Below are 10,795 nucleotides of genomic sequence, written 5' to 3' on the forward strand. Positions count from 1 at the left end.
TGCAGATGACAGAAAGGAGAACCCGAGGATGGTTGAGTCAACGGTCGGGTGATGCTGAAGTCCTGGGAAAAAATCTGGATTATTTATTGCCCTGACTGGCCTCTTCGCGAGCAAGCCCGCTCCCACAGTTGAAATGCGTTCCTCCTGTGGGAGCGGGCTTGCTCGCGAAGAGGCCCGATCAGACACCATCAAAACCCGCTACTGCACCAACTGATTGATCTCAATGATCGGCAACAACACTGCCATCACAATCACCAGCACCACCGCGCCCATCACCACAATCATCAAGGGCTCAAGCAGCGCGGTCATGCCCATCGCCCGCCGCTCGATATCCCGGGACAGGGTCAGCGCCGCCCGTTCGAGCATCGGTGGCAGCGAACCGGTTTTCTCGCCGCTGGCGATCAGGTGAATCAGCACTGGCGGAAACACGTTCTCCACCCGCAACGCCGCCGCGAGGTTCACGCCCTCGCGCACCTTGGCCGTGGCGTCGCTGACACTCAGGCTCAAGCGGTCGTTGGACAAGGTCTGCCGCGCCGCTTCCAGTGCGCGCAGCAGCGGTACCCCGGCGCCGCCGAGAATCGCCAGGGTCGAGGCGAATCGGGCGGTGTTCAGGCCGAGGATGAAGCGCCCGATCAGCGGCAGTTTCAGCACCCGATGATGCCAACTCAAACGCGCCGCCGGGTTGCGCAGATACAGGCGCCAGCTCCAGAAGCTTGCGGCCATGATCCCCGCGCACAGCCAGCCCCAACTGCGGATGAAATCACTCGCGTTAAGCATCGCCAGGGTTAAACCCGGCAGATCCTGTCGCGCCTGAGAAAACGCACTGACCACCTGCGGCACCACATAACTGAGCAGGAAAATCACAATGCCGATCGACACCAGCCCGACCACGCCCGGATAGATAAACGCGGTGAGAATCTTGCCCCGCAAATTGTTGCGCTCCTCGATGTAATCCGCGAGCCGCTCCATGACCTGCGCCAGATCACCGGACTCCTCCCCCGCCGCGATCAGCGCCCGGTAGATCTCGGGAAAATCCCGTGGTCGCGACGCCAGCGATTCGGCCAGACGCATGCCACTGCGCACGTCGGCGCGCACCGCGCTGAGGGTGTGGGCGATGTGCTTTTTCTCGGCCTGCTCGACCGTGGCACTCAACGCCGCTTCCAGCGGCAAACTGGCGCCGAGCAGGCTCGCCAGTTGCCGGGTGGCCCAGGCCAGGTCGTTGTCCGAGAGCTTGGCACTGAACAATCCACCACCGCCCTGATGGGCGACGTTGCTTTCCTTTTGCACCGACAACGCGGTCAAGCCGCGCCCACGCAAGGCACTGAACGCGGCGGTTTGACTGTCCGCTTCCAGGTGCCCGGATTCGATTTTGCCGCTGGCGTCGGCGGCTTCAAAACGATAGCGATTCATCAGGCGTCCCGTGTCACACGCAGGATTTCTTCGGGGGCGGTGGCACCGCTGCGAATCCAGCGCTCACCGTCCTCGCGCAAGCTGAACATGCCGGCCTTGGCTGCCGAAGCGCGCAAGGCTTGCTCCCCTGCCCCTTGGTGAATCAAGGTGCGAATGTCGTCGTCGATGCAGAACAATTCGTGAATGCCGGTGCGGCCGCTGTAGCCGGTTTGATTACACGCCGGGCAACCGATGGGGCGCCAGGTGCCGGGGGCTGCCGGGTCTTCCTGTTTGCACTGATTGCACAGGCGCCGCACCAAGCGCTGCGCCAGCACGCCGAGCATCGACGAGGCCAGCAGAAACGGCTCGACGCCCATGTCGATCAAGCGGTTGACCGCCGACACCGCGTCGTTGGTGTGCAATGTCGCCAACACCAGGTGACCGGTCAGCGAAGCCTGTACAGCGATTTGCGCGGTTTCCAGATCGCGGATCTCGCCGATCATGATGATGTCCGGGTCCTGGCGCAGAATTGCCCGCAGCGCGAGGGCGAAGGTCATGTCGATCTTGGCGTTGACCTGGATCTGGCTGATCCCCGGCAGGTCGTATTCCACCGGGTCTTCGACGGTGAGGATGTTGCTGGTGCTGGCATCGAGTCGCGCCAGCGCCGCGTAAAGGCTGGTGGTCTTGCCACTGCCGGTGGGGCCGGTGACCAGGACGATGCCGTGGGGCTGGCGGATCAGGTGGTCGAGTTTGGCCAGCACCTGCGCGTCCATGCCGAGGGTTTCCAGATGCAGACGCCCGGCCTGTTTGTCGAGCAAACGCATCACCACGCGTTCGCCATGGCCGGTGGGCACCGTTGAAACGCGAATGTCGATCGGTCGCCCGGCCACGCGCAGCGCGATACGACCGTCCTGCGGCAGGCGTTTTTCGGCGATGTCGAGCTGGGCCATGATCTTGATCCGCGACACCAATGCACCGTGCAACGCCTTGCGCGGCGAGACCACGTCACGCAGGGTGCCGTCGACCCGATAGCGCACCACCGAATGGGTTTCGAACGGTTCGATGTGAATATCGCTGGCCTCATCGCGAGCGGCCTGGGTGAGCAGCGCGTTGATCATGCGGATCACCGGCGCGCCGTCCTGGGTGTCCAGCAGGTCGGTGATTTCCGGCATGTCCTGCATCAGACGATCAAGGTCGACTTCGTTTTCAGCAGCGCCGACCACCGCCGCGGCGCTGCCCGTGTCGGCGTAGGCGGCGGCGAGCAAACCGTCGAGTTCGTCATCGCGCACCCGCGCAACTTTTGCCGCGCCGAACTGGCGTCGCACCTCGCTGATCGACCAGCCGGGCGTTGACGGGCACACCGTCAGCACGCCGTCACACAACAGAATGCGTTGAGCCTTGGCCCAGGCGTAAGGCAAGACGCTCATTGCAAAGGCACTGCTTTAATCGTGGCGCGCGGCCCCGACGTCGGCCTGCTCACCGGAACGCCTTGCGCCGCCGTGGGTAATTGCGGCGCCTGCATGTCCGGCATCGCCCAACTGCGCTCCGGTTGCAAACCGCCCTGTGCGCGGCGCATGAAGTCATAACGGTTCAGTGTGATGCTGCGTCCCGCTTCGCTGTCGCGAATGATGTACGGGCGCAGGAACACCATCAGGTTGGTCTTGCTGATCGCCCGGCGCTCGTTGCGAAACAGCGCGCCAATTCCGGGGATGGTCGACAGCCACGGCACCGCGTCATTGCTCTGGCTGTAGCCATCCTGCAGCAAGCCGCCGAGCACCATGATCTGTCCGTCATCGAGCAGGATGCTGGTGTCGATCGCACGTTTGTTGGTGACAATGCCCGCCGCTCTCGCGCTGTTGGACGCGCGCTCGTCAATGCTGCTGACTTCCTGATAGATGTCGAGTTTGACCGTACCGCCCTCGGAAATCTGCGGGCGCACGTTGAGTTTCAACCCCACTTCTTCACGCGTCACGGTCTGGAACGGGTTGTTGCTGGTGCCCCCGCCGCCGGTGACGTAGCTGCCGCTGACAAACGGGATGGTCTGGCCGACGAAAATGCTCGCCGCTTCGTTGTCCAGCGTCAGCAGGTTCGGTGTCGACAGCACGTTGGTACCGCCCTTGCTCTTCAGCGCTCGCGCCAACACTTTCAGATCGAGAATCTTGCCGATGCCGGGGATGTCGACGGTGCCGTTGACGTAACCGAGGTTCAAGCCTTGCGGCAACACGTCAAGGCTGGTCTTGCCGCTAAGGTTGATCCCGGAACCACCGAGATTCGCCCCGCCGATCACGCCATTGCCGCCCAGGTTGCCAGTCTGCCACTGCACGCCGAACTCACTGGCATCGTCCTCGCCGACTTCAACGATCAGGCTTTCGATCACCACTTGCGCGCGGCGCTGGTCGAGCAGATCAATGACTTCGCGCAGGTTGCGGTAGAGCGGCTCCGGCGCCGAAATCAGCAAGGTGTTAGTGGTCGCGTCCGCCTGAATCGTCACGCCACCCGCGCTGAACGCAACGTTCTGTTCGGTGCTTTGGGCGCTGCCGCTGGTGGCGCTGCTGCCCTGGGCATAACTGCCGCCAGTGCTACCGTTGCTGGAAGTGGTCGAAGTAGTGCCGCTGGTTTGCGTACCACTCTGAGCGCTCGAGCCACCATTACTGCCGCTGCTGCCCATGGCACTGAGCACCGAACGCGCGCTGTCACTGGTGCCGCTGTCGCTTTCGCCAGTGAGCAAACCACGTAACGCCTGTGCCAGTTTCGACGCCTGCGCATTGCGCAGATACACCACATGCAGATTGCTCGGATTGCTCTGCGCGTTATCCAGTTTGTAGATCAGATTACGCGCCAGTTCCGTGCGCTCCGGACTGCCGGCGCGAATGATGATGGTGTTCGAACGCGGATCGCCAATCACCGCGATTTTCTGCGTCGGATCATTGCCCGGCGTGTCGAGTAAATCAGCGACCATCGGCGCGATGTCAGCAGCGATGCCGTTCTGGATCTGTACCACGTCGGTGTCGATGGCGCTTGGCGTGTCGATACTGGCGATCAACTGCGCGACGCGGGTCAGGTTGTCGGCGTAATCGGTGATGACCACGGTGTTGTTGCCGGGATAGGCGTTGATCGGATTATTCGGCGAGACAATCGGCCGCAACACCGGAATCAGGTTCACCGCGTTCTCGTATTGCAGTCGAAACGTGCGGGTGAGCATGCCGTTGCCGGCAGGCTTGTCGGCGCTGTAGATCGGCCCGCCGAGCAGTTTGGCATCGGCCTCAGGCACGACGTGGGCGACCCCGCCGACATCGACCACGGCAAAGCCTTGCATGCGCAGAGCCGACAGCAGCATGTCGTAGGCCTGGTGCGCCGGCACCTGCCCTTGCGAAACCAGCGTCAGAGTGCCCTTGACCCGCGGATCGACCAGAAACTGCTGACCGGTCGAACGTGACAAGGCGCGCACCACCGCCTGAATATCGGCCTCGACAAAATTCAGCGTCACCGGTTGATCACCCAGCGGATTGCTCGGCACGGCGCTGCCCCGTGAGGCGGCGCTACCACGAGCGCGCTGGGTGATGTTGTGCAATTGCTTGGGCGCGGGCCTGACTTGCGCCTGAGCCCGCTCGCGATCAAGCACCGCATCACCGCTGCGCTGAGTGTTGGCCAACGGCCGGCCGAGTTCGCTGTCGACCAGCAACGGCGGCGGATTTGGCGGTGTAGAGGTGTTGCTGCACGCGCTCAATGCCATCAGCAGCATCGGCAATGCCATGCGTGCCGGTTTGGATCCTGACCCCTTCATGAAGCTTCCTTAGCGCCCAGCGCCTGATCCATGCGAACGGTGCCTGACAGAGTGCCGGCAGTAACCTCGGTCGAGGTGTTGTCGGTGCGTTGCAAACGGGCCTCGACCACTTGCAGAGAACGTTGCGACGGCTGGCTCAGCAGCCAGTCGAGCACCGCGTCGGCCGGTGCGGCGTCGAAGGTCAGTTGCCATGAACCGGCGCCTGCGGCGTGTAATTGGTAGTGTCCGGCCAGACCACTGGCCTGCAGGGTTTGCTCCAGTGACTGGCCGACGCTTTGCCCGTCCGGGCGCACGTTGACCTCGCGCAGCAGCACTTGCAGCGCCTCGGTCTGGGCGCGCAGTTTTGGCGTTTCGGCTTGCCAATAGGCGATTTTCTTCAGCGGTGGCTGGATCAGCGCCACCCAGACCAGCAACCCGAACAGCGCGATGGCCATCCCCGCGACCATACGTTTCTCGCGCAACGCCAACGGCTGCCAACGCGCCTGCAACTGACGATTGAAGCCCTGCCAGCGGGCGCGGTACACCACAAACGCAGCCTTATTCATCGTCTGCCTCGCTGCTGTTGTCTTCGGTTTCATGGGTGCTGGCTTCAGCGGCCGGGCGCAACGTCCAGCCCTCGTCGTCGGCTGTCACGCTGGTCCCGGCCTGGGCCAGGGCGCTTTGCCAATCCTTGTCATTGCCGCTGCGGCGAGCGTCGGTCAGCAGAGTCAATTGCAACGTCCCGTCGACATAGGCCAGACGCTCGACGCTGCCGGCCATGAACGGCATGCCAGTGCCGGCCTGCAGCACCAGGCGATTGAAGGTTTGCGCCGGATCATCCGCCGCGCCTTTGCGCCGCGCCGCCAATTGCTGACGAGCCTGTTGCAGCGGATTGAGGATCACCGGTAACTGCGGGAAAGCCTGTTTTACCCGCTGACTCATTTGTGCCTTGAGTTGCTGGCCCTGGCTCGCTTCGCGGGCGGCATAGAGGTTCAAACCGATTACCCACACCGCCACGGCCAACGCGCAAAAACCAACCGCCCGCCCCCAGCCGCGATGTTCATGGCTTTGTTGTTGCACCGCGCCGTGCAAGCCCCACCCCGGTACCGGCCCGGTCCAGCGCTGGGCTTCGCTCATGGGCAGTTCGGCACCGGGTGGCGGCGCAGCGCCGATCCAGTGCAGCGTAACGCCCGGCTCCCACAGCGAGTTGTCGACGCCTTCATCAAACAACGGTTGCACCCGTGCCGATTGCAGACTTTCGCGCAGCAACAGATGGCCGTCCTGCACGTACGCGACAAGGCCCGGCAGCACCGGCAAGCTGTAGACCGCCGGGTACAGACCGCGCAGGTTCAGGCCGGAATGCTTGAGGAGATGCGCAAGGTGCAGCAGGCGTTGACGCGACGCCCACGCGATTTGCACCCGCCCCGCCTCGTCACGCGGACTGTGGGCGATGTGCATTTCGCTGCTGTCGCCGAGCATCAGCGCCTGCGCCGCGCACTGCACCGCCGCTGCGGTCTTGTTTGCGGGCAGCGGCGGCAGATCGATACTCGCCAACAGACTGTCCCCCGGGTGCAGAAAACACAGCAGTGGCGGCAGTTTCGGCAGCTGAATCAACTGCGCCAACGTCAGCCAGTCTTCACGGCTGACCTGGCCCTGACGATCCAGCCATGCGCAATTCAGCGTGCTGTCCAAGTCCAGTTCCGCCAATGGCGGCAGCGCAACCCTTAACTGAGTCATACGCCCACCCGCGACCAGATCACCTGCGGCAAACGGTCCTGGCTACGATGCAACAACGCATCAAGGCTGACCCGGCGCCGCTCGCGTCGCGCTTCACCGCGCAGGCGAAACCAGTCGCTGGTGATGCCGACCTTGACGCTGCTGACTTCCAGATTCGGCATGCGCAAGCGGTTAACGAAGTCGCCCCGGTTGATGAACCAGCGTCCGGCGTCACGCTCATTGATCAACGCCTGCGCGCGCGCCAGCGACAGCCCCGGCACATACGCCGCCAGCACCGGCGCAGTGGCGGTGTTGCCGTTAATCCAGGTGGTCGCGGGAATCACCGTGAGGTACGGCGCCAGTTTGCCAATCACCGCGTCATTCACACCGTCAACACTGCGCAAATCATCGATGCTGCGCAGCATCGGCAGCGTCGGATTTTGTGGTTTGCGCGAGGCGTTAGGCGATGTGGCGCGACCGCTGTCGAAGCCGTTGTTGTTCTCGGCAATCTGCACATTCAACAGGCGCGGGTACGACTCGATCACCCGCTGACGGATACGCTGATTCAAAGCGGCACTGACCCCGATCAACTCGCACAAACGCTCAAACGCCTGCACCTGCGCCTCATCGACACGTTCGTTGGCCACCAGATTGCGCAGGTTGAACTTGCCTTGTTCGTCTTCCAGTCGCCCCTCGAAACCCTGCGCCACCAAGCGCTGTGCCCACGGCTGATCGAGCCGGGTCAACGGATCGCGCTGGCGGGCATCCCAAAGAATTTGGCGGCTGATCTCCACGCCGCCCTGCACCATCCAGCGCCCCTGCACCCGCTGCTGATCGGCCTCCAGCGCACGGGTGGCAACGCTCTGGCGCGTCAACATGCCCGCCGCAATCACCGCCACCACGGCGGCAATCAGCAACGCGCTGATGATCGCCATGCCCTGTTGCTTCGCCCCATTAGGCGAACGTCTGTTCATGGCCGGCCTTAAAGCTGCCAGGAACCGATATCGGCATTGACGCCGTCGCCGTCCGGCTGACCGTCGGCACCGAGCGAGAAAATGTCGATCTCGCCGTTGGCACCCGGATTGAGGTACTGATAAGGACGGCCCCACGGATCATTCGGCAAACGCTCCAGGTACGAACGCCAGTTGCTGTTCTTCGCATCCGCCGGCCGCTCTACCAGCACTTTCAAGCCCTGATTCATGCTCGGATAAGTGCCGTGATCGAGACGATACAGCTTCAAGGCCTGCATCAACCCGCCAATGTCCTGCTTCGCCGCCGTCGCCCGCGCCTGATCCGGACGGTCGAGCACCTTGGGCACCACCATCGCAGCCAGAATCCCCAAAATCACCACCACCACCATGATCTCGATCAGGGTAAAACCCTGCTGCCCACGGGGCTTGCGCGGCGACTGTTCAGGCGGTGTGCACGGTGCGATATCCATCTCGACATTCCTTTGGCTTGATTCGATTCGACGCGCAGTGTTGCAAGAAGATATGTCAGGGATGTTGAAAAACCTCGGGAGTTTTCGTCGTCAAGCCGTCAAGGACGGGGGTTAGCGTCGAGGGCTGTGCTTTGGTTTTGGGCCATTTATGCGTGCGCGTTCGCAAGAAGCGGGGTTCACCCTGATTGAAGTGCTGGTGGCGCTGGCGATTATTGCCATGGCGATGTCAGCGGCTGCGCGCGTGGCGGGGTTGATGACGCAGAGCAATGGGGTGTTGCGGGATCGGTCGGTGGCGATGATTGCGGCGCAGAGTCGGATGGCGGAGTTGCAATTGGAAGGTCAATTACCGATAGGACTAAAGGCGCAGGACTGTGACCAAGGAAGTCTGCTACTCCGCTGCGAACAAGCCATAGCAACAGCCGAAAACGGCCGATTGCTCAAAGTCGGCATCCAGGTCTTCGACCGCAACCAGGACGCCCCCCCGTTGGCCCGACTAGAAACCCTACTAAGCCGCCCCCTGTAGGAGCTGCCGAAAGCTGCGATCTTTTGACTTTGACTTTGACTTTTAAACGTTGGCGTTTATCGCGCCCACAAAGGTGTCCCCTCTGTCCTGCAGCATTTAATCGCGGGGGGCTGGGCGATTATTTAGAAAGTGGTGTTATGCCGTCAGCGCGGCGGCGAAGGTATTGGGAGGGAATTTGTTCAAAGCGGAGTGATGCAAATAACCAGGCAGACATGGCATCATAAGGCCATCATTCAAACGCTGAGACTGAAGATGGAACTGATAAGTCAAGAAAAGATAATGCAGGTACTTGATTGGGCCTACGAAAGATCTGTGAATGGGTTCTCCGGTCTTGATTCCGCCGAGGAGCTCGCAGCCAGCTACGCCAAGGAAGAAAGCCCTGCTTACGATCAAGCTAACTCCCTGATTCGCTGGCAGAACACCAAATCGGCCACCTCAGGCTTCATTACCGGCCTGGGTGGATTAATTACACTGCCCGTAGCGTTGCCCGCCAACATCACAAGTGTGCTTTTCGTACAAATTCGCATGATCGCTGCCATCGCCCACCTAGGTGGTTACGATGTGAAGGATGACAAGGTAAAGACCCTCGTTTTCGCCTGTCTCACAGCCAACTCCGCCAAAGAAGTGCTGAAAGACATCGGTATTGCCGTGGGCAACAAACTCGCGATGAACGCCGTGAAGTCGATTTCCGGTAAGACTTTGATAGAGATAAACAAAAAGGTCGGCTTCAAGCTGTTCACCAAGTTTGGTGAAAAAGGCGTGATCAATCTTGGCAAAGCCGTGCCGCTGCTGGGAGGTCTGATTGGCGGAAGTTTCGATGCCTACACGACCAACACCATCGGTAATGTAGCGCGCGATACATTTACACCAAAAGACGTGGCGACTGCATAACGGGCCACCTTAGCGGTAGCTGCATTTCCCCGTGTTCAAGGAAATGCAGAGCCAAAAACAGCAAACGCGACAGAGGGGACGGATTTATTTTTCGAACATGAATCCGTCCCCTCTGTCCTTGGCTCCCACCGGTTTCAGCGTCTTACACAAAATCTGCAATCAGCATAAAACCCAGCGAGCTTGCTCGCGAAGGCGCCAGAATGAACACCCGATCAATCACCAGGTGATCCCGGCACCCGCATCACCCCGGCACTTGCAAATTATCCAACGCCCGATTCACCGCCAACTCCCCGAGCATGATCAACTGCGCAATCCCCAACAACGCCCGACGCTGCGATGCCGGCAACAGACTGGCGACGTTCTGCGCGATGGTTTGCGCCGAAGCGAGTGTTTCACTGGCATCGATCAGCAGTTCTTCGTTTTTGTTGTCCGCCGTCACGGCGTACATCCCGCGGGTTTTGCGTGGCGGCGGCGTGGAACCGGGCGGACAGAGGTAATGGTCGAGCGCGCGGTCGGCGGCTTCGTGGAGTTTTTTTGAGTCGAGGGATTCGTAGGGGGAAACCGAGTCGGTTTCGGGCGGGTTGGGTGTGGGTTTGATCACGGTGAAGCTCCATTTTTATACCTGGTGGAACCACCGACACCTGTCGCTAAACAAGTAAGGGTGGCAGCTGTACGCGGGTTAGCGAACCGAGAGGTATAAGACCCGGCAGACCCGAAGGTCTCCCACGCACAGCCACCATATCGTCGTCGCAAACGTCTGCGACAAACTGGAGCGTCGTTGCACTTATACCTGGTCGGGTCGCTAAACCCGGTCGCTGGGTTGCCAGCGACACGTAGACGATAAAGACCAGGTACAAAGCGCACAAGCCGGCGGATTCTGGCGTAGCTGTCGGCGTTTTTCAAGGTTGTTGTCGCGTCGCCGTCTAACTATGCCGCTCTTTTCTTGGTCTGCTGCTGCCGATCCGGGTTCAACATCACAGTGCCCATCGGCTCCCAGTTTCTTGTCTGGCCAGACCAGCGTTCCGGGCATTTCTCCCGAGCTTGCTCGTACAGCTCATGACGCCGAGCCAGG

The 10,795-nt window shown here is 61.3% G+C and carries 10 protein-coding genes; 2 read left to right on the forward strand and 8 right to left on the reverse strand.

Annotated features, from left to right (window positions below; genetic code table 11):
- Positions 1–198: 198 nt before the first annotated feature.
- From gspF to gspG, 7 genes are read right to left on the reverse strand one after another with little or no spacing between them, the layout of a single operon-like run.
- Positions 199–1,410 carry a type II secretion system inner membrane protein GspF gene (gspF, locus tag AACY50_RS18640; protein WP_339432895.1) on the reverse strand — a complete coding sequence of 404 codons (1,212 nt, stop codon included), beginning with the start codon at positions 1,408–1,410 and terminating at the stop codon, positions 199–201.
- Positions 1,410–2,816 carry a type II secretion system ATPase GspE gene (gene gspE, locus AACY50_RS18645; protein WP_339432894.1) on the reverse strand — a complete coding sequence of 469 codons (1,407 nt, stop codon included), beginning with the start codon at positions 2,814–2,816 and terminating at the stop codon, positions 1,410–1,412. The genes gspF and gspE overlap by 1 nt, the downstream gene beginning before the upstream one ends.
- A complete protein-coding gene (gene gspD, locus AACY50_RS18650; protein ID WP_339538978.1) occupies positions 2,813–5,173 on the reverse strand; it encodes a type II secretion system secretin GspD in 2,361 nt (786 codons plus the stop codon). The genes gspE and gspD overlap by 4 nt, the downstream gene beginning before the upstream one ends.
- Complete coding sequence (gene gspM, locus AACY50_RS18655; RefSeq protein ID WP_339432892.1) at positions 5,170–5,718, reverse strand: type II secretion system protein GspM; 549 nt, start codon at positions 5,716–5,718, stop codon at positions 5,170–5,172. Before gspM ends, gspD begins: the two co-directional genes overlap by 4 nt.
- Positions 5,711–6,889 carry a type II secretion system protein GspL gene (gspL, locus tag AACY50_RS18660; protein ID WP_339538980.1) on the reverse strand — a complete coding sequence of 393 codons (1,179 nt, stop codon included), beginning with the start codon at positions 6,887–6,889 and terminating at the stop codon, positions 5,711–5,713. The genes gspM and gspL overlap by 8 nt, the downstream gene beginning before the upstream one ends.
- On the reverse strand, positions 6,886–7,842 hold the full coding sequence (gene gspK / locus AACY50_RS18665; protein WP_339538981.1) for a type II secretion system minor pseudopilin GspK: 957 nt from the start codon (positions 7,840–7,842) through the stop codon (positions 6,886–6,888). The genes gspL and gspK overlap by 4 nt, the downstream gene beginning before the upstream one ends.
- Before the next feature lie 8 nt (positions 7,843–7,850).
- Entirely contained in the window at positions 7,851–8,309 is a 459-nt protein-coding gene (gene gspG / locus AACY50_RS18670; RefSeq protein ID WP_123533611.1) for a type II secretion system major pseudopilin GspG, read from the reverse strand.
- A gap of 148 nt (positions 8,310–8,457) precedes the next feature.
- Between gspG and gspI the strand changes: the two genes are divergently transcribed.
- Together gspI and AACY50_RS18680 are read left to right on the forward strand one after the other, a co-directional pair.
- Complete coding sequence (gene gspI, locus AACY50_RS18675) at positions 8,458–8,832, forward strand: type II secretion system minor pseudopilin GspI (protein WP_339538982.1); 375 nt, start codon at positions 8,458–8,460, stop codon at positions 8,830–8,832.
- 252 nt (positions 8,833–9,084) lie between these two features.
- Positions 9,085–9,723 (forward strand): EcsC family protein, encoded by a 639-nt coding sequence (locus AACY50_RS18680; RefSeq protein ID WP_305438237.1) that lies wholly within the window; start codon positions 9,085–9,087, stop codon positions 9,721–9,723.
- A 241-nt stretch (positions 9,724–9,964) separates the two neighbouring features.
- On the opposite strand, the gene AACY50_RS18685 is transcribed toward AACY50_RS18680, so the two are convergent.
- Positions 9,965–10,324: a DUF6124 family protein gene (locus tag AACY50_RS18685; RefSeq protein WP_339432888.1), complete on the reverse strand. Its 360-nt coding sequence runs from the start codon at positions 10,322–10,324 to the stop codon at positions 9,965–9,967.
- Positions 10,325–10,795: the final 471 nt, after the last annotated feature.

The sequence above is a fragment of the Pseudomonas sp. RA_15y_Pfl2_54 genome (genome assembly GCF_963971015.1).
In the GTDB taxonomy this organism is placed as follows: domain Bacteria; phylum Pseudomonadota; class Gammaproteobacteria; order Pseudomonadales; family Pseudomonadaceae; genus Aquipseudomonas; species Aquipseudomonas baetica_A.

Coding starts and splice junctions, on each gene's coding strand:
- gspI (WP_339538982.1), top strand. CDS start 8,458: ATGCGTGCGCGTTCGCAAGAAGCGGGGTTCACCCTGATTGAAGTGCTG.
- gspE (WP_339432894.1), bottom strand. CDS start 2,816: ATGAGCGTCTTGCCTTACGCCTGGGCCAAGGCTCAACGCATTCTGTTG.
- gspG (WP_123533611.1), bottom strand. CDS start 8,309: ATGGATATCGCACCGTGCACACCGCCTGAACAGTCGCCGCGCAAGCCC.
- gspD (WP_339538978.1), bottom strand. CDS start 5,173: ATGAAGGGGTCAGGATCCAAACCGGCACGCATGGCATTGCCGATGCTG.
- gspM (WP_339432892.1), bottom strand. CDS start 5,718: ATGAATAAGGCTGCGTTTGTGGTGTACCGCGCCCGCTGGCAGGGCTTC.
- AACY50_RS18680 (WP_305438237.1), top strand. CDS start 9,085: ATGGAACTGATAAGTCAAGAAAAGATAATGCAGGTACTTGATTGGGCC.
- gspL (WP_339538980.1), bottom strand. CDS start 6,889: ATGACTCAGTTAAGGGTTGCGCTGCCGCCATTGGCGGAACTGGACTTG.
- gspF (WP_339432895.1), bottom strand. CDS start 1,410: ATGAATCGCTATCGTTTTGAAGCCGCCGACGCCAGCGGCAAAATCGAA.
- gspK (WP_339538981.1), bottom strand. CDS start 7,842: ATGAACAGACGTTCGCCTAATGGGGCGAAGCAACAGGGCATGGCGATC.